Origin of the sequence: Pseudomonas sp. SWRI92, from assembly GCF_014268685.1 — a bacterium.
Lineage (GTDB): Bacteria > Pseudomonadota > Gammaproteobacteria > Pseudomonadales > Pseudomonadaceae > Aquipseudomonas > Aquipseudomonas marvdashtae.
In genome coordinates this window covers 18,057-39,208 of sequence record NZ_JABWQY010000028.1, presented here as the reverse complement: position 1 = coordinate 39,208, position 21,152 = coordinate 18,057, and the positions used below count along the sequence as shown (strand labels likewise).

Annotated in this window: 20 protein-coding genes; 7 read left to right on the top strand and 13 right to left on the bottom strand. The window is 56.6% G+C overall.

The features are described from left to right. The 3 genes from HU762_RS25945 to HU762_RS25935 form a co-directional block, all read right to left on the bottom strand. Nucleotides 1-501: ABC transporter permease subunit (locus tag HU762_RS25945; protein ID WP_186641742.1), on the bottom strand; the 501-nt coding region annotated here is incomplete at its 3' end. A gap of 57 nt (nt 502-558) precedes the next feature. Beyond that, on the bottom strand, nt 559-1,542 hold the full coding sequence (locus tag HU762_RS25940) for an amino acid ABC transporter substrate-binding protein (RefSeq protein WP_186641744.1): 984 nt from the start codon (nt 1,540-1,542) through the stop codon (nt 559-561). Between the two features lie 441 nt (nt 1,543-1,983). Further along, a complete protein-coding gene (locus HU762_RS25935) occupies nt 1,984-2,898 on the bottom strand; it encodes a LysR family transcriptional regulator (protein WP_186641740.1) in 915 nt (304 codons plus the stop codon). A gap of 129 nt (nt 2,899-3,027) precedes the next feature. On the opposite strand from HU762_RS25935, the gene glyA reads away from it, so the two are divergent. The 7 genes from glyA to HU762_RS25900 all read left to right on the top strand — a co-directional run bounded on the left by glyA (nt 3,028) and on the right by HU762_RS25900 (nt 10,994). Beyond that, on the top strand, nt 3,028-4,299 hold the full coding sequence (glyA, locus tag HU762_RS25930; protein WP_186641738.1) for a serine hydroxymethyltransferase: 1,272 nt from the start codon (nt 3,028-3,030) through the stop codon (nt 4,297-4,299). A gap of 62 nt (nt 4,300-4,361) precedes the next feature. Continuing rightward, nucleotides 4,362-5,693, top strand: coding sequence for a D-serine ammonia-lyase (locus HU762_RS25925; protein WP_186641736.1), 1,332 nt, complete (start codon nt 4,362-4,364; stop codon nt 5,691-5,693). A gap of 97 nt (nt 5,694-5,790) precedes the next feature. Continuing rightward, nucleotides 5,791-6,693, top strand: coding sequence for a bifunctional methylenetetrahydrofolate dehydrogenase/methenyltetrahydrofolate cyclohydrolase FolD (gene folD, locus HU762_RS25920; protein ID WP_186641734.1), 903 nt, complete (start codon nt 5,791-5,793; stop codon nt 6,691-6,693). 11 nt (nt 6,694-6,704) lie between these two features. Continuing rightward, on the top strand, nt 6,705-7,598 hold the full coding sequence (gene purU, locus HU762_RS25915; protein ID WP_078048957.1) for a formyltetrahydrofolate deformylase: 894 nt from the start codon (nt 6,705-6,707) through the stop codon (nt 7,596-7,598). Nucleotides 7,599-7,815: 217 nt separating this feature from the next. Continuing rightward, complete coding sequence (locus HU762_RS25910) at nt 7,816-9,162, top strand: gluconate:H+ symporter (RefSeq protein WP_186641732.1); 1,347 nt, start codon at nt 7,816-7,818, stop codon at nt 9,160-9,162. Between the two features lie 105 nt (nt 9,163-9,267). Continuing rightward, nucleotides 9,268-9,840, top strand: coding sequence for a 2-amino-4-hydroxy-6-hydroxymethyldihydropteridine diphosphokinase (folK, locus tag HU762_RS25905; RefSeq protein ID WP_186641730.1), 573 nt, complete (start codon nt 9,268-9,270; stop codon nt 9,838-9,840). A gap of 458 nt (nt 9,841-10,298) precedes the next feature. Next, nucleotides 10,299-10,994, top strand: coding sequence for an EthD domain-containing protein (locus HU762_RS25900; protein WP_238340441.1), 696 nt, complete (start codon nt 10,299-10,301; stop codon nt 10,992-10,994). A 41-nt stretch (nt 10,995-11,035) separates the two neighbouring features. Here HU762_RS25900 and HU762_RS25895 read toward each other — a convergent pair whose 3' ends face one another. The 10 genes from HU762_RS25895 to HU762_RS25850 form a co-directional block, all read right to left on the bottom strand. After that, the gene (locus HU762_RS25895) at nt 11,036-12,169 is read right to left on the bottom strand and encodes an FAD-dependent oxidoreductase (RefSeq protein ID WP_186641726.1); all 1,134 of its coding nucleotides are present in this window, start codon (nt 12,167-12,169) and stop codon (nt 11,036-11,038) included. A 315-nt stretch (nt 12,170-12,484) separates the two neighbouring features. Next, a complete protein-coding gene (locus tag HU762_RS25890; protein ID WP_186641724.1) occupies nt 12,485-13,954 on the bottom strand; it encodes a succinate-semialdehyde dehydrogenase in 1,470 nt (489 codons plus the stop codon). A gap of 16 nt (nt 13,955-13,970) precedes the next feature. Further along, entirely contained in the window at nt 13,971-14,987 is a 1,017-nt protein-coding gene (locus HU762_RS25885; RefSeq protein ID WP_186641722.1) for a dihydrodipicolinate synthase family protein, read from the bottom strand. Nucleotides 14,988-15,015: 28 nt separating this feature from the next. Continuing rightward, the gene (locus HU762_RS25880; RefSeq protein ID WP_186641720.1) at nt 15,016-16,026 is read right to left on the bottom strand and encodes an NAD(P)-binding domain-containing protein; all 1,011 of its coding nucleotides are present in this window, start codon (nt 16,024-16,026) and stop codon (nt 15,016-15,018) included. Between the two features lie 99 nt (nt 16,027-16,125). Beyond that, on the bottom strand, nt 16,126-17,076 hold the full coding sequence (locus HU762_RS25875; protein ID WP_186641718.1) for a LysR family transcriptional regulator: 951 nt from the start codon (nt 17,074-17,076) through the stop codon (nt 16,126-16,128). After that, the gene (locus tag HU762_RS25870) at nt 17,073-17,804 is read right to left on the bottom strand and encodes a FadR/GntR family transcriptional regulator (RefSeq protein WP_186641717.1); all 732 of its coding nucleotides are present in this window, start codon (nt 17,802-17,804) and stop codon (nt 17,073-17,075) included. The genes HU762_RS25875 and HU762_RS25870 overlap by 4 nt, the downstream gene beginning before the upstream one ends. Beyond that, nucleotides 17,801-18,586 (bottom strand): cyclase family protein, encoded by a 786-nt coding sequence (locus HU762_RS25865; protein WP_186641715.1) that lies wholly within the window; start codon nt 18,584-18,586, stop codon nt 17,801-17,803. Before HU762_RS25865 ends, HU762_RS25870 begins: the two co-directional genes overlap by 4 nt. After that, nucleotides 18,573-19,580, bottom strand: coding sequence for an NAD-dependent epimerase/dehydratase family protein (locus HU762_RS25860; protein ID WP_186641713.1), 1,008 nt, complete (start codon nt 19,578-19,580; stop codon nt 18,573-18,575). The genes HU762_RS25865 and HU762_RS25860 overlap by 14 nt, the downstream gene beginning before the upstream one ends. Continuing rightward, entirely contained in the window at nt 19,571-20,563 is a 993-nt protein-coding gene (locus HU762_RS25855) for a fumarylacetoacetate hydrolase family protein (RefSeq protein ID WP_186641711.1), read from the bottom strand. The genes HU762_RS25860 and HU762_RS25855 overlap by 10 nt, the downstream gene beginning before the upstream one ends. After that, nucleotides 20,560-21,132: a cupin domain-containing protein gene (locus tag HU762_RS25850; RefSeq protein WP_186641710.1), complete on the bottom strand. Its 573-nt coding sequence runs from the start codon at nt 21,130-21,132 to the stop codon at nt 20,560-20,562. Before HU762_RS25850 ends, HU762_RS25855 begins: the two co-directional genes overlap by 4 nt. Between the last annotated feature and the right edge of the window lie 20 nt (nt 21,133-21,152).

The window sequence follows — 21,152 nt, the reverse complement described above, 5'->3', positions numbered from 1 at the left end:
GCTGCTGACAAAGAAGGTATCAGCGAAACTGTGGGCGGCGCGCGGCCCAGGCATGGTCAAGAAGACCGCGAAGTACCAGAACAGGATCTGCAGCAGTGGTGGGATGTTGCGAAAGACCTCCACATACACCGTCGCCACCTTGGCGATGATCCAGTTTTTCGACAGCCGGGCCACGCCGACAACGAAACCGAGGATCGTCGCCAGGATTACACCGATGAAGGTTACTAGCAGCGTGTTCAACAGACCTATCACGAAAACACGCGCGTATGAATCGGCTTCCTTATAGGAAATCAGGTGCTGTGCAACCCCAAATCCAGCGCTGTTTTCAAGAAATGCAAAGCCAGAAGTAATTCCTCGATGCACTAGGTTCGTGTACGTGTTCTGGTAGAGAGTCCATCCCATCATAACTACTGCGGCGACGATCAGGATCTGGAAGAGTAGTGCGCGCACAACGGGATCATTAAATGACACCTGGCGCTTTGAGCCATTGTTCATTTGCATATGTACACCGGCAGGACAGACAAGAAAACGCCCGGCCTAAGACCGGGCGGAAAAGACTTAGCGGACAGGGGCTGCGTACTGAATACCGCCTTTGTTCCACAGCGCGTTAAGCCCACGCTTGATCTTCAAGTCACTGCCATCACCGAGGTTTCGCTCGAACGACTCACCGTAGTTGCCTACTTGCTTTACGATCTGAAAAGCCCAGTCGTTCGGCAGATTCAAATCCTTACCCAAAGTACCTTCGCTTCCTAGCAGCCGCGCAACATCAGGATTGTTGGTGCTCTGCTTTTGCTCGGCCACATTTTTGGAAGTGACGCCCAACTCTTCAGCGTTGAGCATTGCATTCAACGTCCAGCGCACCACCGTAAACCACTCCTCATCACCTCGTCTTACGGCAGGAGTCAGCGGTTCTTTTGAGATAACTTCTGGTAGTACCACGTAGTCGTCAGGAGTCGCGAGTTTTAATCTCTGCCCATAAAGCTGCGACTGATCAGAAGTCAGCACGTCGCAGCGCCCAGCTTCGAGCGCCTTGAAGCTCTCGTCAGAGGTATCAAATGAGATGGGGGTAAATTTCAGTTTGTTCGCACGGAAGTAATCGGCAAGGTTCAGCTCGGTGACTGTCCCCGCCTGGATGCAGAACGTTGCGCCATTCAGTTCTTTGGCACTTTTCACACCCAGTTTTTTATTAACCAAAAATCCTTGGCCATCGTAGTAACTGACGCCCGTAAACAGAATGCCCATGGAGCCATCCCGTGAGGACGTCCAAGTAGTACTACGGGACAGTAGATCCACTTCGCCGGACTGCAGCGCCGTGAAGCGTTCTTTGGCGGTGAGCTGAGAGTATTTGACCTTGCTCGCATCACCGAAGACCGCCGCCGCGACAGCACGGCAAACGTCTACGTCGAAACCAGCAAAAGTCCCCTTGGCATCCACAAAGGAAAACCCAGGAAGTCCGTCACTGACTCCGCACTGTACAAAGCCTTTTTTCTTCACGTTATCCAGCGTCACACCAGCACTGGCATTAGCGGACAATAAAGTCATCAGGGTGATCCCGATCAGGCCACCACAGACTTTGATCAGCTTGTTTTCTTTTTTCATTTTAATGCTCCAGAAATGTCACGAGTAAATCCAGGCCGCACGATGCCGACGCACCGAAACCGGACGGAATTTTGAACAGCGATGTGGAGGGCAGAAAACAAGATGGAGGCCGTCAGGGCACCCGGTATGCGCAGTAAGCGCTTATAGAAAGTGGCATCGTAGGCCCTCTTTTTATTGTTCTAAAAAGGCCCCGCTGTGACGGGGCAGAAACGCTTTCAAATACCGTAGTCCCTGTTCAAAGTCAGAAAAAGCGAATATTTTTTCAATATTACGTAAGCAAAACTAATGATTTTGTATGAAGCACAAGGCACACGAAATGACATCCGTGCGCCGAGACACTGCCGTTTGGAGGGGTAGGGCCTGAGGTACCGACGTTTGAGAGGATCAGGCAGCAGGAGGATCAGCGAAATCAGTTGTATGAGCACAAATACTTTGGATGAATGCTTGAAGCGCTGGGCTTTTCTTCTCACCCTTGCGGAACGCTACGAAAATCTTGCGTCGAATTTCGGGAACCAGCCGGCAGACCCGTGCATCTTGCAGGTCAAAGCTGGCTCGTAATTCGGGGAAAATAGCAATTGCGCAGCCTTCGCGGATCAAGGAGAGAGTGACTTCGAACCCCTTACAGCGCGCAACGATGTTGGGTGTGAAACCAGCGTTCTGACACGCATCAGTCAATACGCGAGTGTAGGTACTGGAAGCCGTATCTATCACCCAGAGCTCGCCACTGAGATCACCCAGCGTGACCTCCTCCATGTGTGCCAGCCGATGATTGGGAGACATCATCACGTTAAAAACATCTTCAATCAGCGGGATGGTTTCGATTCCCGGATCAAGCAGGCCAGGTGGAATATTGAGATCATCGATCAGCGCAACGTCCGTTTGCCAGCTTCTCAATGCATTCAACCCCTCCTCCGGCTCCATCTCGTCAAACTGCACCAGCAACTGAGGATGCGTGGCGCTAAGCGCGCGAATAGTCTTAGGGATAAAGGCTGCTGCCACTGAGGGAAAGGCTGCTACGCGAAGTTCGCCGGCAACCACTTCCTTCAGCTCCGCCATGTCTGCACGGGCCGATTCAAGCTCCGTAAAAATCCGGTTTGCACGCTCAACCAGCATACGACCGGCAATGGTCAGGTTTACCCCCCGTCCACGCCGTTCAACCAGGTCAATTCCGACTTCCTGCTCCAGAAGGGAAATTTGCTGGGAAACAGCGGATGGAGATACATGAAGAGCCTCCGCTACCGCCGCCATGGTTTTGCGAATGGATAGCTCCCTCAACGCGCGCAATCTACCGATATCCATGAGCTTTTGCCCCTCCACCTAACACGAGAAATCAGTAAGAAACGCTAATGTAATATTCAAATATTATTCGCTTTTTCTCATCTTGGCCAAGGATTAGGGTATGAAAAAACCAAGACGGGAACCGCAGCAATGACCAAGTCCTATTTCCACGATCATCTTGCAGTACGCGATCCGCTGATCTTCAACGCGCTTGAAAACGAAAAAAAACGCCAACAAGGTCAGATCGAACTCATTGCATCTGAAAACTCTGTAAGCCTCGCATCGCTTGACGCCCTTGGGTCAGTTATTACAAACAAGACCGTCGAAGGCTACCCGGGTAAACGCTTCCACGGTGGTGCTGATTTCGCTGATGTCGTCGAACAAGCAGCCATTGATCGTGCGAAAGAACTGTTCGGCTGTGGCTATGTAAACGTTCAGCCACACTCGGGTACTCAAGCTAACCAAGCGGTTTTCTTCGCCCTGCTGCAACCAGGTGACGTAGTCCTGAGCCTTGATCTCGCTGCCGGTGGCCACTTGAGCCATGGCGCCAAACCCAACCAGTCAGGCCGTTGGTTCACTATCGTTTCCTATGGTGTTGATCGCGAAACAGGCCGTATCGACTACGACAATGTCGAAGCGCTTGCCTTGGAACATAAGCCGAAGTTGATCATCTCGGGTGGCTCCTCTTATCCGCGAGAAATTGATTTCCCGCGCATGCGTGAGATTGCAGACAAAGCCGGCGCTACCTACTTGGTAGACATGGCTCACTTCGCGGGCCTTGTAGCGGCAGGCGTTCACCCCTCCCCGATTCCGCATGCCGACATCGTCACCTGCACTACGACTAAAACCCTACGCGGTGCCCGTGGCGGCCTGGTAATGACCAACCGCGAAGATCTGTTCAAGAAGGTGCAGCCAGCTGTGTTCCCAGGTGTGCAGGGCAGCGCACACCTGGCCACCATCGCAGGTAAAGCTGTCTGCCTGGGTGAGGCGTTGACTGATGAGTTCAAGACCTACGGCGCAAATGTCAAAGCAAATGCCCGTCTCCTGGCAGCGGTTCTTCAAAAGCGCGGTGTGCGCATCGTCAGTGGTGGCACTGATACTCATGTTGTTCTTGTAGACGTTTCATCGAAAGGATTGACAGGCCAAGAGTCTCAAGACGCTCTCTCCGCAATAAATATCACTTCGAACAAGAACCCGATTCCTTTCGACAGTGCGAAACCTTCGGAATGGAAAGGTCTTCGACTGGGTTCGTCTGCCGGCACTACCCGAGGCTTCGGGGCGAAAGAATTCGAAGTCATCGGCAACCTGATCGCTGACATCTTTGATGCTCAAGCAGGTGGTGAGGATGCCCTTGAAGAAGTCATCGCGAAGAGCCGTGCATCTGTGGCAGAGCTGGTTGCTGCATTCCCAATCTATGCCTGAGGAACTTTGGCGGGCGTGAATCCATCGCTCGCCGGTCTCTCAACGCAGTAGGAAAATGAAAAATGAGCGTTCAACTTCCCAATGATCCAGCGCGTGCCGATGTACTCGCTGGACGCCCCGCGCTTTGGCTGAACCCAGCTCTGAAGGCAAACGGCATCGCTGATCCGTCTCTGCCGATCCGAGCCTCTCAAGTTAAAGAAGCCGAACAGAACTGGAAACTGCTGGCACCATTGCTGCAGACCTGCTTCCCAGAGCTGACTGAGTCGAAAGGACTGATTCAGTCCAAGCTGATTGAAGCCACGAGCCTGCGGCAAGCCGTTGGATATGAGGCTACCGAGTATGGCCGCGTATTCGTCAAGGCTGACGGCGACTTACCTGTTGCCGGTTCTATCAAGGCGCGCGGCGGCGTCTATGAAGTGTTTATGTACGCCAAGCAAATGGCAGAGAAGCGCGGAATTCTCACGCCTGGTGGCGACATTACTGTGCTTGCAAGTATGCAAGCCCGAGCACTTTTTGCTCAGCACACCATCGCGGTAGGCAGTACAGGTAATTTGGGCCTGAGCGTGGGCATTGCAGCACGCGCACTTGGGTTCCGTGCAGTGGTTCACATGTCCTCCGATGCCAAACAATGGAAAGTCGAACGCTTGACTCGTCTTGGCGTTGAAGTGGTTCAGCATAAGGCTGATTACACTACTGCGGTCGAATGTGCCCGTATCGACGCCGAAGGCGATCCAACCATTTACTTCGTGGATGATGAACGCTCTGAAATGCTGTTTTTCGGCTACAGCGCAGCGGCAAGCGAGCTCGCGGCCCAATTGGAAGCAGCGGGTGTAACCGTCGACGAAGAGCATCCTCTTTTCATTTACCTGCCGTGCGGAATCGGCGGAGCTCCAGGTGGCGCAGCCTATGGCTTGAAAGCAATTTTCGGCGATGCTGCACACGCATTCTTTGTTGAGCCTGTCCAGTCGCCTTGCGCATTGGTGCACATGATGAGTGGTTCGAAAGAGCTGGTATCGGTCTATGACGTTGGCCTGACTAACCGTACTGAAGCTGACGGCATGGCAGTAGCACGTATGTCGGCATTCGTAGCGGATGTTATGAAACCAATGTTATCCGGCATTTTTACAGTGGCCGATGACGACTTATTCCGCTGGCTCTGGATGGCCGAGACGACTCAATCCATTCGCCTCGAACCTTCGGCAACTGCCGGATTCGCAGGGCCTGAATTCATTGTTAAAAGTGCGCAAGGTCGTGCTTATCAGGAAGCTCAACGCTTAACAGGCAAACTGGCCCAGGCTACTCACGTTATCTGGACGACCGGCGGCGCCTTCGTTCCAGAAGATCAGTTCAAGAAATTTATGGATCGTGGCGCGTCCTTAGTCAGCATCGACTGAGGAAGTTTTGTGAGGGGTATGAACTTCGCCCCCCATCCGCCCTACTTGCGTCAAAAAACAACAATCACGCCAGTTATTGATGTTGAGGTAACGTTCCATGAATAAACCATTCCTGGCCGACCGTATCGACGGGAAAGGCTATGCAGCTGATCTTGTTGAGAAACTCACGGACGAAGTCGCAAAAATCAAATCGAAAACCGGCCTTACGCCCGGCTTGGCAGTTATCCTTGTGGGTGAGGATCCGGCCAGCGGTGTTTATGTAGGCGCAAAACACCGGCAAACGCTTGCAATTGGCATGGAGTCGTTTGTACACCGACTTCCGGTCGATACAACTCAGACCGAGCTGATGGCATTGCTTGAGGAGCTAAACGCTGCTTCGGAAGTGAATGGCATTTTGGTGCAACTTCCCCTGCCTGCACACTTGGATACTAATGCGGTCATTAACGCCATTGATCCAGATAAGGATGTTGACGGATTCCATATCTTGAACGCTGGCCGTCTGGCGACCGGTCAAGATGCCCTGGTTCCATGCACTCCCCTAGGCTGCCTGATGATGCTCAAAGACCGACTCGGCAGCCTCGCGGGCCTGCACGCCGTGGTCGTGGGCAAATCCAACATCGTCGGCAAGCCCATGGCACAGCTCCTGATGGCCGAGAACTGCACTGTCACCGTAGCGCATTCAAAAACCAAAGACGTCCCCGCACTCTGCCGCACCGCAGACATCCTCGTTGTCGCTGTAGGCCGCCCCGAGCTTGTAAAGGGTGACTGGATCAAACCGGGCGCAGTCGTTATCGATGTAGGTATCAACCGAATTGATCGCGATGGGCGTTCCAGGATTGTGGGTGATGTTGCATTTGACGAAGCAGGGCATGCCTCTGCAATTACCCCGGTACCAGGTGGCGTCGGCCCAATGACTATCGCATGCCTGCTTGCCAATACCGTTACAGCATTCAAGCGTCAGCACCACATTGTTACCAACCAGGCAGCAGTTGCCGTTTAAGGTGATCTCAGATGAACAAAGCTAAAAATAACGTACTTCGTGTTACCTGTCCTTCGATCCGGGGCGTAACCGCTGATATTACTGCTTTCTTGTCTGGGCATGGTTGCAATATTCGTGACAGCGCCCAATTTGACGATGAGAGCACCAATCACTACTTCATGCGCATTACCTTCCGCTCTGAAGAAGGTTGTTCACTGCAAGATCTCGAAAGGGAATTTCAACCACTTGTAGAGAAATACAAGATGGATTACGAATTCTTTGATGAGCGTACTAAGCGCAAAGTCATTTTGATGGTGTCTCGTTTTGGCCATTGCTTAAACGACCTGCTCTATCGCTGGAGCATCGGTGCCTTGCCAATCGACATCGTTGGCGTGATTTCTAACCACTTGGACTTCCAAAAGGTAGTAGAGGGGCATGGCATTCCTTATCACCTCATCAAGGTAACTAAGGAAAACAAAGCAGAGGCTGAAGCTGAACAAATGCGCATTGTTCGCCAAACCGGCGCCGAGCTCATCGTCCTAGCTCGCTACATGCAAATCCTTTCTGATGAGATGTGCCAGCAGATGTCGGGCCGGATCATCAACATCCACCACTCGTTTCTGCCGTCTTTCAAAGGCGGAAGCCCATACAAGCAGGCGTTTGATCGCGGCGTAAAACTGATTGGCGCGACCTCTCACTTCGTGACTGCAGACTTGGACGAAGGGCCGATCATCGAGCAAGACATCGTTCGCATCACTCATGCTCAGAGCCCTGAAGACTATGTTTCATTGGGGCGCGATGTTGAAAGCCAGGTTCTGGCACGCGCTATTCATGCCTATGTGCATGGCCGTGTTTTCCTGAACGATACCAAGACGGTCGTTTTCCCGGCCTCGCCAGATTCGTATTCGTCTGAAGCAATCGGGTGAGCTAATTGTTAAGCAAGCATCAAGACTAAAAAATCTTAGATGTTTGGCAAGATTTTTAGCCGAAAGCACCTCCCTGGAAATATTTCCAAGGCGGTGCTTTTCCAAAAAAAACTGATCAATCTTAACCAAAAACCCATGAAAACAATATAAAGCTTCGGCACTTTATTATCATCCCGTTCAACGCTGCGCTAATAAAAACAAGGTGCGAGGCATACCAATGCAAGAGTCTACATGGTTGTTAGGGGTACTATTTACATCGATTGCGTTAATTATTTTTCTGATTATGAAAGTCAGGCTTCACGCATTCATTGCTCTCGTGATCGCTTGTTTTGTGGTCGGTTTCGGTGCTGGAATGCCTGTTGCAAAAATTATAAGTACACTTGAATCAGGCATCGGCGGTACGCTGGGTTTCCTGATAGCAATCATAGGACTCGGAGGCATACTCGGTAAAATCCTAGAGGAGTCTGGTGGAGCTGAGCGCCTAGCTAAAACCTTACTTGATAACCTAGGCTCTAAAAGAGCCCATTGGGTAATGGCCATCGTCGGTGCAATCGCAGGAATTCCGGTATTTTTCGAAGTCGGCTTTGTTCTCCTGATTCCACTTGTGTACGTCGTAGCGCGGGAAACAAGGATAAACACCCTGTTTTTAGGCATTCCTCTCGCCATTTCCTTGCTGACCATCCACTGCATTCTTCCTCCGCACCCAGCCGCAATGGCTATTACTGTGATGATGGGAGCTGATGTAGGGACTGTGATTATCTACGGCCTTTTGGTTGGCATTCCGACAATCATTGTTGCAGGGCCTATTTGGGTAAACCTTTACTGTGGGCGAGAAGCCTCAGCAAGTCAGCAAGTATTCCTGAAAGTGCAAGGAGAAAGCGTTGGTGCGGCGCGAACACTGCCAGGTTTCGGGATTACATTATTGACCATTGGCTTACCACTCATCCTCATGGTTTTTAAAACGGCTACCGCAAGCCTCCCTGATGGTATGTGGATAAAGTTAGTCGCACAGTTCGTTGGTAACCCTTTGATCGCGCTGATGATTTCTGTGGGATTTGCCTACTGGTCACTTGGCTTACGTCAACGTCGCACCATGATCGAGCTATTGGAACTGACTCAGCGTAGCTTTCCAGCCTTAGCCAATATTATCTTCGTTATCGGTGCGGGCGGTGCATTCAATGCTGTTCTGATCGAAAGTGGTGTGGGTAAAGCTATATCGGGGCTTCTCGCAGGTTCTGATATTAACTTGATTGTCCTTGCCTGGTTTGTTGCGTGGCTGATGCACTTCGCAGTCGGCTCGGCGACCGTAGCAATGGTGAGCGCTGCTGGAATGATTCACCCAATGTTGGCTGCCGACCCTCACCTGAAGCCCGAGATTCTTGTTATTGCCATCGGCGCCGGATCTATCGGCTGGGCACATGTAACCGATTCTGCTTTCTGGGTCGTGAAGGAATACTTAAATGTATCCCTCTCGGATGCATTGAAGTACTTTACAGGCGGGACGGTTGTAGCTTCCATCGTCGCTCTCCTGGCGACACTACTACTAAATTACACCATCAGTTGAAGTTACTCTGAAGGTCGTGCCATTGGAGGCGCCAATACTATCGCCTATTTGATGCCCCAAGGAATGACGGCATCAAATGGGTTTCAAACCAGCGAGTCAGGCCTTATGACACATCATCAAATCTATCTCGGCCTGGGCAGCAACGTTGAGCGTGAAACACACATTGAAATCGCGCTAACAATGCTGGAAGAGCGTCTGGAAAATATCCGTTGTTCACCCGTCTACGAAAGCATCTCTCTAGATGGAGATCACCCGCCCTTTTTCAACCTGGTCATTTCTGCGTCCACTGATCTGAGTTTGCGAGAACTCATCGCATGGCTCAAAGGAATAGAGCGCCTACATGGCCGTAGAAGCGGAATGCAGCGGTTGATTGCTCTCGATATTGATCTACTCCTTTTTGACAGCCTGACTGGCAATATTGATGGCATCCAGCTGCCTAGAGCCGAAATTCTGACCCGCTCATTCGTGCTCTATCCGCTGCAGCTACTTGCACCTAAGCTGCATCCACCAGGATGTGAAGTCTCCCTGGCAGAGCTGTGGCTAAAGCTCAGGCCAGGCCCAGAACTCATGCCAGTTCGCTACCCGTTCGGTATTCCCCCCTTCCAGCTCGTCGGATCGAACCTCTTCGCTGGACAAAGTAAAGCAATACCGCAGCCTACCAATATTTTGGCGACTTAATCCTTTCGTAAAGTAAATTTCAATGTAGGACGGCCAGACTCACGCTAGGCTTTAGAAAACTCGATACCGATCTAGATCTATCGATGCAAGGATTACGGTATTTGGGCATGCTGGGCATGCGTCAAGGTACCGTGGCCGGGATCAAAGCACGTCTTACGCGGGTCAGTTTTGTGGCTGAACTAGGCTATGAAGTTCGCGTGCCCCCCTCAAGCTTTAAGGCTTTAAGAGCATTGTGATGGACCCCATTAGACACCGTGCATGTTATTGCGCGATACCTGTCAGTAGAAATACCGATTGGTTTGCAGCGTAACTCTGAGCTTATATTTTGGCGTTGGAAAATAACTGGATGAAGGACCATCCACACAAAAGGGCATCCAAGGTCCAAGACCCGTTAATCCTGCCAAAAGCGAGAACGCCTCATGATAAAAATACTAGCCGCTGTACGCAGAAAACCCGGAATGACCCATGCCGAGTTTTTAAACTATGTAGAGCACACCCACGGAGCAATCGCTGAAGCCAAACCGTTAGGCGTCAAACGGTACGTACAGAACCATGTCATCGACGCGGCCTTCGGGGTCGACGCCGACACTGCCTACGCACAGTCCTTCCACAAAGACTCCATTACGGAGCTGTTTTTTGAAGACGTGCCAGGTTTGATTCGCACCTTCAGCGATCCCTATACCCAGCAAACCGTCGGCCCTGATGCAAAGAACTTCGCTGACCTTTCCGAGCAGCTCGCTCAATTGATGGATGAAGCGGAGACGGCTAGCACCGCTACAGCGCCTCTCCCATGGAAGGTGATGATCCTGCTGAAGAAAAATCCAGCCGTGGCGCTCGATCGTTTTTTCGACGCTTGGGACGCAGCTCACGAGAGCATTACCCGGGAACAGCCCGACTTCCAGAACGCCTTACGCCGGTATGTTCGCTCCCGGTACTTACCCGAGGGTGACAAGGTGACGGCCTATTTCGGGCCGAACATCAACGTATACGAAGGTGCCTCTAGCCTTTGGTTTGAAAATGAAGCGGATTTCTCGACCTTTCGCCAGTATCAGCGAGCGCTGTTTCAAAAACTTGCCGAGGACGGCGTGGCGCTGACATCGGCGTCTTTTTTCGCTTACGTCAAAGAGGTCGTTATTTTCGATCACTGCTCATAGAGGCCTGCATCGCGACCCTCCAACTGAAGGGTCGCGATCACTCAGATTGGCTCAGCCAACGTCGCAGTGGACTCTCGCATGATCTGCGCATGCTCTTCCTTGTCCCCACCACTTTTCTCTATCTCGCACAGCCGCGCGGAGTTCTCGACCACGAGTTGGCAACGCTCCCAGCGCCGCGTTTCGAACCGGCTCAGGGCCGTCTGTAGATTGCTACTGGCGAGCAACTCTTCGGCAAGCACGATAGCGCTCTCAATACCGATGCCAGCCCCGGAAGCCAGGTGCGGCGTGGTGGCATGCACCGTGTCGCCTATCAGCACGATACGACCCTTGTGCCAGGGTAACGGCACCAACAGATTGGACAGCGGACGATAGTCGATATTGGCGCCCGCCTCGTGCAGTTGTGGCACCAGCGCTTGCAGGATCGGGGCTGGGAACTCACTCAGCAGGCGCGCCATTTCACCCGGCCAACTGGCCGGATCAATCCACTCGGAAAACTCGCGGTTTTCCATGAGGAACATGTACATGTGCGTTTCGGAGATCGGGTTGACGCCAACCTTGGTGCGACCCAGCCAATGAGTGGGGCGCACGATTTCCGACGGACGCTTCAGCACCGCGCGCCAGACGCTCTGATGAATGGGTTTTGGCGAGGGTGCTTCCGGGAAAAACTCCTTTCGCGTGCGCGAATGCACGCCGTCAGCGGCGACGACCAGATCATAGCGTTCAGTGGTCCCGTCGGTGAAAGACACGTCAATGCCATCGTCATGCTCGATGACGCTGTCGTAGGTGATGCCCAGGCGCACACGGGTGCCCACTTCCCGCGTCCTGTCGGCAAATATTCGAGCCAGTACCGGGCGCAGGATGCCGCCACCACAGGGAATCGGCTTATCGCTGACCGGCGGTCGAAGCGCCAATTGCACGATCAGGTCGCCCGCCGGTGAAAACACATCGAAATTGGTCGACAGGTACCCTTCCCCGGCGACCCTTTCCAAAATCCCAACCGTATCAAGCGCTCGCAGCGTGGGCCCACTGAGCGTAATCCCCGCCCCCAAAGGACACCACAATGGATCGATTTCGACGAGGTCCACTTCGACGCCCTGGCGGGCGAGCTGGATAGCCGCGGTCATACCGGAGAAGCCTCCCCCGATCACCAGGACCTTGTTGACTGCTGCAATCATCACGCTCTCCTAATTATTCTTATTCACTCGGGCAGACATTGCATGGCGCACCGAAGAGCTCTGCGGCGCTATCACGTCAATGCCGCAGGAATATGGAATGCCGACGGAAAATGCCGGATCAGCCACGAGACTATCGAATCGGCTATCAGCGCTGAAATCGCTTTGCACAATCCGAGGTATCGCTGGCGGCGATGGGTCTCGCAGGTAAGCCGGGGGCATTGCCCGGAGTGCCTGCCTTTGCGGCAGAACAAATACAAAAGCCGATGAACGACGGCTCACACGAACCGCCATCCACCGGCTTTTAACGACGGGTGTTCACACGCTTTCCAAGCCATCCCAGCAGAGGTACTTCACCTCAAGAAACTCGTCGATCCCAAGGTGCGAACCCTCTCGCCCAAGCCCGCTCTGCTTCACGCCACCGAAAGGCGCGACTTCATTTGAAATCAAGCCGCAGTTGATGCCCACCATGCCCGATTCGATACGCGCGGCGTTGCGCCAGATACGCGCCGCGTCACGGCTGAACAGATACGCCGCCAGGCCAAACTCGCTGTCGTTGGCCATGGCAATGGCTTCGTCATCCGTGTCGAAACGCACCAGGGGCATGACCGGGCCGAAGATTTCTTCGCGCGCAACCCGCATCCCGTGGGTCACATCGGCCAACAAGGTGGGCTCGAAGAAACACCCGCCCAGCGCGTGGGGCTTGCCGCCGGACAGCAGTCGAGCACCTTGCGCCAGCGCATCATCAACAAGCGCCTGGGATTTTCGTACCGCTGCGTCATCGATCAACGGCCCGACCTGTACACCCGGCTCCAGGCCATTGCCCACCTTCAAGCGTGCCATGCGCTCGACGATGCGCTCGGCCAATGCGTCATAAACCGCTGACTGCACCAGCACCCGATTCGCGCCAATACAGGACTGCCCACTGTTGCGAAACTTGGCCAACATCACCCCGTCAGCGGCAGCATCCAGATCAGCATCATCGAAGACAATGAACGGGGCGTTGCCGCCCAGCTCCATGGAGCATTTCTTGACCGTCTGTGCCGCTTGCGCCAGCAGCAGCCGCCCCACTTCCGTGGACCCGGTAAACGTGAGCTTGCGCACCAACGGGTTGGCCGTGAGTTCACCGGCAATATCGCGCGTGTCATTGCCGGTAATCACACTGAACACACCCGCCGGCACTCCCGCGCGCAGGGCGAGTTCGGCGAGCGCCAGTGCGGTCAAGGGTGTCTGGCTGGCCGGTTTCACCACCATCGTGCAACCGGCCGCGAGGGCCGGAGCGGCCTTGCGCGTGATCATCGCAGCGGGGAAATTCCAGGGCGTGATCGCGGCGCAAACCCCGATGGGTTCACGCAGGACCACGATGCGCTGAGTGTCTTTTACGCCCGGAATCAGATCACCGCGCACCCGTGTGGCTTCTTCGCCAAACCAGCGCACAAAAGACGCCGCGTAATCGACTTCCCCCCGTGCCTCCTCCAGAGGCTTGCCCTCCTCCAGGGTAATCAGCGTGGCAAGGTCCTCCCGATGTTCAACCATCAACTCATACCAGCGGCGCAACACCTCGCCACGGCGTTTGGCCGTCAGGCGACGCCATGGGCCAAAGGCCTCATGCGCCGCGTCGATGGCGTGCCGGACTTCAGTTTCACGGCAGCGCGGCAACTCGGCCAGTACCGTTTGGTCCACCGGATTACGCAGCGTGTAGTGACCGTGCGGTGTCTCGGACAGCCACTCACCGGCGATATAGGCACCGTCACGCCACAGCGTAGGATCCTTAAGTAAATGCTTCACTGTGCAACCCTCCCGATCAGCACGGATGACGCCCGATCATGAAGGCGCTGTCAGGATCCGAAGTCACCGGCAACCCCGACGCGACCAACCCTTGACGCAGCGACTTCATGAAGCGATCCGGCACGCGCATCGCCGGGGCACGCAGTGGGCCGCCGTTGAAGCCGGCGAGCCAATCCTGGTATTTCCACATCGTGCGATTGAGCACACCAGTGCCGCCGGCATAGCTTTGCGCGGCGGCGCCGTTGGCACCGCGGGCCGGGTTGACCTTCCAATACAGCTCCATCGCCTCTTCGAAGCGGCCCGTGCGCGCCAGTTCGAACGCTTTCGGGTAGTAGTCGCTCATCCAGGCGGTGTTGCTGGTGCCGGAAAACTGCAACTTCATCAGGCTCATCAGGGGGATTGCGTCGCCTTCGATCGGGCAACTGATCACCACCTGATCGCGGAAGTGGTAGTACATCTCGCAAATGCCCGCCGGCAGCGGGAACCCTTGCTCGGACTTGATGGCCGCGATATTCGGACAATCAGCCAACAGCCGACGGACCAACTCCAAGGACATCCCTGCCGGATGCACGCGCTCAAAGCCCCAGAGCGGAATCGGGAAGAGCATGACGGCAAGGTCCGTCGCGTCACAGAACGACTTGGTGTAGTCGTAGATTTCCTGCTCGCTGGTCGGCCAGAACTGCGGTGGATAGGACAGCAGAACAATATCCGCACCGGCATTCTCGGCGAGCTTCACCGCCTCGATGTTCTCGGCAAGCGTGCCAAAAGCTGCGTGGAAGAACAGGATCAGGTCTTTCCCCGATTCACGGGCCCACGCGGTGAACTGGGCGTTCTCCTGGGCAGAGATTGCCAGCTCGCTGCACAGCAATGTGGCGCTGTAGCCCAGCCCTACCGTATGTTCGATGTCGTGGCGTATGCCACGCTCATTGAGACGCTTCAGGTCAGCGCTGAAACTTGGGATGGTGACCGCCGAGCAGCCCACCAGGTTTTCCCGCGCCCAGGCACGGGCATCCGCTTTCTTGTATGTAGCCATGATGATTTTCCTTCGAACAGTGGAGGGGTTATTTCGAGACAGGGACAATGCTGGCAGGCAGCTCGATGCCGAGGCCTCGTTGCCTGGCGCGCTCGTATAGCGCTTGTGCGATGACGACGTCCTGCAGCGCCGAGCCCACCGATTTGTAGAGGACGATGTCGCTTGCGTTCTGGCGCGGGTTGACACGACCCGCGACGAGGTCCGACAGCGCGACCAATTTGTCGGCGACATAAACGCCGGCACTGATCGCCGCAATGGCGTCCCCCGTATCGTGAAGCACCTCTTGCGGCATATCGGCGATGATGCAGACGGCTCGCTCCATCGTGACCGGGTCAACCTCCCGTTGCTCAGGCAAGGTGGAACCCAACGACACGACCGTGGCCCCCGGGCAAAGCCAGGCGCCTTGTAGTACCGGAGATTCGTCACGACTGCGGGCGGCACAAATCACCACGTCGCAGTCCTGCACAGCTTCTTGCGCGCTGTTCACCGCCTGGATGTCCAGCCCCGGCCTGAAGCTCTCGGCAAACCGCTCGCGGCTCGCGGGCGTTGGGCTGAACACCCGGACTTGGGCCACATCGCGCACGGACTTGAGGCAGTCCAACGCGCCACGGGCCTCAAACCCCGAGCCAATCACACCCACCCGCAGCGCGCGCTTGGGCGCCAGCAAATCGACCGCCAACGCAGCGGTTGCCGCGGTGCGCAATCCCGTTACCCGATTGCCATCGATCAGGGCACTGAGCGCCATGGTTTGCTGGTTGAACAATGCGATCAGGTAGCTGGCGCAGCGCGCCCGCATGGAAGCCGCGATCAACTTGCAGCCCATATGGCCGCCAGTTGGAGGTACAGCGGTCAAACTGCGCAGCCAGATACCGTCGCCCCGGGCCATGGAGCGAGGCGGCACCATGGCATCCGATGCAGGGTGCGCGTACGCCTCGGCGAGCGCGGCAACGGCGGTGCTCCAGTCGGCGAGCGAGGCCACATCGGCGTCGCTGAGAAAAAGCGTCGGGGCAATGACTTGGGACTTTTGGGCGTGATGCATAGCGCTAACCTCGCAATCGGGGATCAGTCGTTGATTGACTGACACCCTACGAGGCGCGCCCCCCGTCGAATACTGCTGGGGATGCAAAGCAGCTATCGCTTAAATCGATGGCATGGACAGATTGCAGATCAGCCGTCGCACTTCACGGGAAGCACGGGTCAAAGGGCGACGGGGCGACTCGACCAGCACGACAAAGCGTTCAAGCACCGGCTCGACGATGCGCGCTGACATCAGCCGTTGATCCAGTGAGCCCGGCAGCACAGAAGCAATCGCATAGCCGCCGCCGGCCGCCACGACTTCGTACTGGAGTTGGACGGAGTCGGCTTCCACGGCCACGCACAGCTCCACGCCTTGCTCGGCAGCCAAATGATCGAGCCTGGCCCTCAGCAGATGCGGCCGCCCAGGCACGACCAATGGCAGCCCCGATAGATTTTCCAGCGCAATGTCTCGATTTTCGAACAGAGGATCGGCGGCGGGTCCTACCAGATGCAGCGGTAGCCTGGCCAACAGATGGGCTTGGCCGATGCTTGCCTCGCTCTCGCGCAGCACCAGCGCCATATCCAGACGACCATCGTGCAACTGCTCTTCAAGTTGAGCGCTCGCACCCTCGATCAGGTGCAATCTCACGCCTGGCATCTGGGCGCGCACCGCAGAAAAAAGCGTTCCCGCAAACCGACGCACCGCGGAGGGCAACATGCCCACGACCACCTCACCCACCGGTTTTCCACGCAGGTTGCGAATGTCATCGGCAAGGCTTTCAGCGTTCGCCAGAAGGTCCGATATACAGGGCAGCAATTGCTCGCCAAACTCGGTCAGGATCACCCCGCGCCCGGTGCGATGAAACAGGCGTTCGCCACATTGGGATTCAAGGAGCGCAATGTTGCGACTCACCATGGACTGCGGCATGTCCAGCAATACCGCAGCTTTGCTGAGACTGCCAGCCGCCACGACACGGACGAACAAGGTCCAGCGGGGATCGATGATGGTTAAAGCAGTGGCGGGATACTGCGTGGCCGTGTCCGGCACCTGGTCATCGTGAATTTTCGTCATGTCATCAGCTCTTGGCGAGCCTGATGCAAGTACTCGCGACTGTCCTGAAGGTGCAGGCGCATCGCAGCACACGCCCGTTCAACGTCCTGATTGAATATCGCCTGGTAAATCTGCTCGTGCTCGCTTTGCATCCGCTGCTCGTAGTGCAAAGGCTCAGCGTGAAACAACTGCGCAGAATCCAGTCGGCTGCGCGGGATGATGACCTCGCCCAGGTTGAGCAGTGTGTTGGCGATGTAGTGATTGCCTGTCGCCTGGGCAATACCCAAATGAAACTGGAAATCCAACGCCGCCCGATCATTGACACTGACTGCAGGCTGGCCGAGCTGATCGAGAAGCGCCCGCAACCCAGCCAACTGATCCGGGCTACGTCGCTGGGCGGCGAGCCCGGCGGCTTCGACCTCAAGACCGATCCGAAACTCCATGATCGCCAGCGAATCGGTGATGATGCCGATCGTCGCCGGGTCGATGAAGGCCCCCAGCGACAGGGCGCTACCGCATACAAAGGTCCCGATCCCGTGGCGCGTCTCGACCATTCCAGCAGCCTGTAGACGCGACATGGCCTCACGCACCACGGTTCTACTGACACCATGCTCGAGCATGAGGGCCGACTCGGTGGGCAACTGCTCACCGCCACGCAGCCGGCCCTCAAGAATGCGCTCTGACAGCAGCGTCTCAAGCCCTTGGGAGAGGCTAGCGCGCTTTTTCCCACCGGCCGCTGGCACGTTCATTCCTCGAAAATCGCTACGGCGCGGACGAAACCGGCCGAGGCGTGCCTGATCTTGTAGGGGAAACACGACACCTGGAAACCATGGGCCGGCAGACATTCCAGGTTGGCCAGTTTCTCCATCTGGCCGTAGCCGATGTCGCGTCCGGCCTTGTGCCCTTCCCAGATGATCGAGGCGTCGCCCGTGGCGGCGAAGCGTTCGCGCGTGTACTTGAACGGCGCATCCCAGCTCCAGGCATCGGTGCCCACCACACGCACGCCGCGTTCCAACAAGTACAACGTGGCCTCACGGCCGATGCCGACCCCGGCGTCCAGATACCCTGGCTGGCCGAACAGCGCGCCGGCACGGGTGTTGACCAGGACGATGTCCAGCGGCCGTAGAACATGGCTAATACGCTCCAGCTCAGCTTGCACTTCGGCAGCACTGACCACATGACCATCCGGCAAATGACGAAAGTCCAGTTTCACGCCCGGTTGCAGGCACCAGTCCAACGGCAGCTCGTCGATGCCAAACGCCGGCTTGCCACCGTCCGTGGTCGAGGCGTAGTGCCAAGGGGCGTCCATGTGCGTACCGCTGTGCGTTGTGATCTGCAGGCGCTCGGCGGCCCAGGATTCATCGCCCGGCAGTTGCGCCTTGGACAGGCCGGGAAACATCGCGGCCATCTCCGGCCAGCCTTGCTGATGATCCATGTAGTCGATTTTCGGCAGCAATGGTGGCGGATCGGTGTAGGGGTTGTTGTCCAGGGTGACGGACAGGTCCACCAGGCGGCGTTTAGTTGATTGCATTTTCGCTCACTCCAAGCGCCACCCGCCCACGCGCACGACGCGTCGGGGTAGCAGCGGTCAAACTGTTACGTATCAGGGCGCCGGCAGAGCCGTCATGACGAAAGCCAAGGGCACGGGATTGGGGCGTTTTCATTGCAGGGAAATTGCCGAACAACGCTTGCAGCCCAGCGTCTGGTGCAAAGCTGATCAATGCGCGGCGTTCCTGCCCGTAGGCGGCGGCCAGGGCATCGATAACCTGGGCAATGGACAAGTGCAACAGCGGTAATTGCCAGATACGTGACTCGCCGAGCTCAACGGCGGGCAGTTCGGCGGCCCGTAACAGGTTATCCACGCAACACCGCACGGACATCCACCACGCCTGCGCCTGCGGTGAAACCGGGCAGCAATACGGCTCGCCTTGGGCGAAGGCGTGCAGCAGGTCGCTCATGAACGCCGAGCGCAGCCCATTGGGTTCGCGTGGACGGGCGACGATGCCGGGCAGGCGCACTGCACGACCGTCCACCTCGCCCCGTCGGGCAAGGTCGTTGATCGCCATTTCCACCATCGCCTTGTGCACCCCGTAACTCAACTGCGGGTGCGGCACGGCGCGCTCATCCATGCGCACCGGCAGGTCGCCGCCGTACACCGCCACGCTGCTGGCATACACCAGCACCGGCGCGCCAGACTGCTCGCGCAACTGGTCAAGCAACTCCAGGCTGGCCAACAGGTTGACCTGATAACCCAGCGAATAGTGCTGCTCGGCCGCGCCACCCGGGATGCTGACCAAATGAAAAACCACATCGATGCCATCGGCCAGCGCCCGGCGCAGTAACGCGGCATCGGTCACACTGCCGCAATGCCGGCGCAGGCGCTTATCGTCAGCAAACCCCACCAGCTCTTTATCCAGCAATATCAACGCGCTGATCGACCGGCCTAGCAATTCATTGGTTTGCAGCAATCGTTTCACCAGCGCCCGGCCGACAAAACCATTGGCCCCGGTAATCATCACGCGCATGGGAGGCCTCCACGCACGACACGCTGGTCTATCGCCCCGAAGACCGACTGCCCTTGCTGGTCGACGACTTCCATGCGCACGCGATCACCGAAGCGCATGAAGGGTGTCTGTGGCGCGCCTTGCTCGATCATCTCAACTGCGCGACGTTCGGCGATGCAGGCAGCGCCAACCGTGGGGTCGGCATTGGAAACCGTGCCGGAACCGATCACGCAGCCCGCCCTGAGGCGCCGCGTCAGCGCCGCATGGGCAATCAACTGATGAAAACCGAAATGCATGGCGCCACCATGGGCATGACCGAACCACTTGTCATTCCATTCAACCTTCAGCGGCAAGTGCACACGCCCGTCGCGCCAGGCCTCGCCCAACTCGTCGGGGGTGATCGCCACCGGGGCAAAACTTGACGAGGACTTGGCCTGGATAAAACCGAAGCCGGTCTTCATTTCCCGAGGGGCGAGCGCACGCAAGCTGACATCGTTGACTTGCACGATGAGCCGAATATGGTCAACGGCGTCCTGCGCCGAGCAGCCCATGGGGACCTCATCGACCAACACCGCGAACTCACCTTCGAAATCGATACCGTGGGTTTCACTGGGCAGCATGATGTCGTCGTGGGCGCCCAGAAAATCATCGCCACAGCCTTGATACATCAGCGGCGTATGTTCAACGCCTTCGATCGGATCCAGCCCAAAAGCCTTCTGCATCCGCTCGCCATGACTGAGGAAAGACGAGGCGTCCAGCCACTGCCAGGCACGTGGTAAGGGTGCGGCGGCTTGCCGCGGATCAAAGGCGAAGGCACCGGTCAGCGTACCTTCATTCAAGGCATCATACCGCGCGCGTAAAACGCTTTCGACACGCGGCCAACGCTCAACGGCCTCCTGCAGCGTCGCGGCGATATCGCTGGCCTCCACCGCCCAGGCCAGGTCGCGCGACACCACCAGCAGGCGACCGTCGCGGCTGTGATCTTTCAGGGTACTGAGCTTCATGCCCGTTCTCCTTGCAGCTCGGGGGCGAAGCGGCCATCGAGCAGCACGAAGAGCATGCGGGCCATCTGCTCGGTGCGATTGCTCCAGGCGTGGTTGGTGCCTCGCTGCACGACGATGTCCCCGCGTTTGAGATGCACCTCCTCGCCATCGAGCACCAGCCAGACCTCGCCCTCGGTGACCACGCCATAATCCAGCGTTTCGGTGCGATGCATCAGCTTGTGCTTGGAGTCCGCCTGCCCCGTGCCGGCGTGGGCCTGGCCAATTTCGGCGAAGGCCGCCGCGGCATCCTCGGTGCTGACCTGGTTCTGCACACTGTCCGGGGGAATATCCACCACGCGGATGACACTGCCCAATGGTGCGGGGCTCAGTTGAAGCGGCTTGTTGGTGGGGTCGTCGCCGTTATCCAGCACGGCCGGGCTGGCGCCGCTGTTCCAGATCTCATGGAAGACCGTGCCGGGTACAGCCTTGAGCGGAAAGCTGTTCGGCGTTGGTCCGCTGAGCGCGACCACCGCCAAGCCCTGGGCATCGTGCCCGGTGACCACGCGTTTGAAACCAGGAAGCTGTTGCATGTTCGAGTCCTCAATCAGTT

Coding starts and splice junctions, on each gene's coding strand:
- HU762_RS25850 (WP_186641710.1), bottom strand. CDS start 21,132: ATGCAACAGCTTCCTGGTTTCAAACGCGTGGTCACCGGGCACGATGCC.
- HU762_RS25875 (WP_186641718.1), bottom strand. CDS start 17,076: ATGACGAAAATTCACGATGACCAGGTGCCGGACACGGCCACGCAGTAT.
- HU762_RS25940 (WP_186641744.1), bottom strand. CDS start 1,542: ATGACTTTATTGTCCGCTAATGCCAGTGCTGGTGTGACGCTGGATAAC.
- HU762_RS25935 (WP_186641740.1), bottom strand. CDS start 2,898: ATGGATATCGGTAGATTGCGCGCGTTGAGGGAGCTATCCATTCGCAAA.
- HU762_RS25860 (WP_186641713.1), bottom strand. CDS start 19,580: ATGCGCGTGATGATTACCGGGGCCAATGGTTTTGTCGGCCGGGCGCTG.
- HU762_RS25885 (WP_186641722.1), bottom strand. CDS start 14,987: ATGGCTACATACAAGAAAGCGGATGCCCGTGCCTGGGCGCGGGAAAAC.
- HU762_RS25900 (WP_238340441.1), top strand. CDS start 10,299: ATGACCCATGCCGAGTTTTTAAACTATGTAGAGCACACCCACGGAGCA.
- HU762_RS25865 (WP_186641715.1), bottom strand. CDS start 18,586: ATGCAATCAACTAAACGCCGCCTGGTGGACCTGTCCGTCACCCTGGAC.
- HU762_RS25925 (WP_186641736.1), top strand. CDS start 4,362: ATGAGCGTTCAACTTCCCAATGATCCAGCGCGTGCCGATGTACTCGCT.
- purU (WP_078048957.1), top strand. CDS start 6,705: ATGAACAAAGCTAAAAATAACGTACTTCGTGTTACCTGTCCTTCGATC.
- folD (WP_186641734.1), top strand. CDS start 5,791: ATGAATAAACCATTCCTGGCCGACCGTATCGACGGGAAAGGCTATGCA.
- folK (WP_186641730.1), top strand. CDS start 9,268: ATGACACATCATCAAATCTATCTCGGCCTGGGCAGCAACGTTGAGCGT.
- glyA (WP_186641738.1), top strand. CDS start 3,028: ATGACCAAGTCCTATTTCCACGATCATCTTGCAGTACGCGATCCGCTG.
- HU762_RS25895 (WP_186641726.1), bottom strand. CDS start 12,169: ATGATTGCAGCAGTCAACAAGGTCCTGGTGATCGGGGGAGGCTTCTCC.
- HU762_RS25880 (WP_186641720.1), bottom strand. CDS start 16,026: ATGCATCACGCCCAAAAGTCCCAAGTCATTGCCCCGACGCTTTTTCTC.
- HU762_RS25870 (WP_186641717.1), bottom strand. CDS start 17,804: ATGAACGTGCCAGCGGCCGGTGGGAAAAAGCGCGCTAGCCTCTCCCAA.
- HU762_RS25855 (WP_186641711.1), bottom strand. CDS start 20,563: ATGAAGCTCAGTACCCTGAAAGATCACAGCCGCGACGGTCGCCTGCTG.
- HU762_RS25910 (WP_186641732.1), top strand. CDS start 7,816: ATGCAAGAGTCTACATGGTTGTTAGGGGTACTATTTACATCGATTGCG.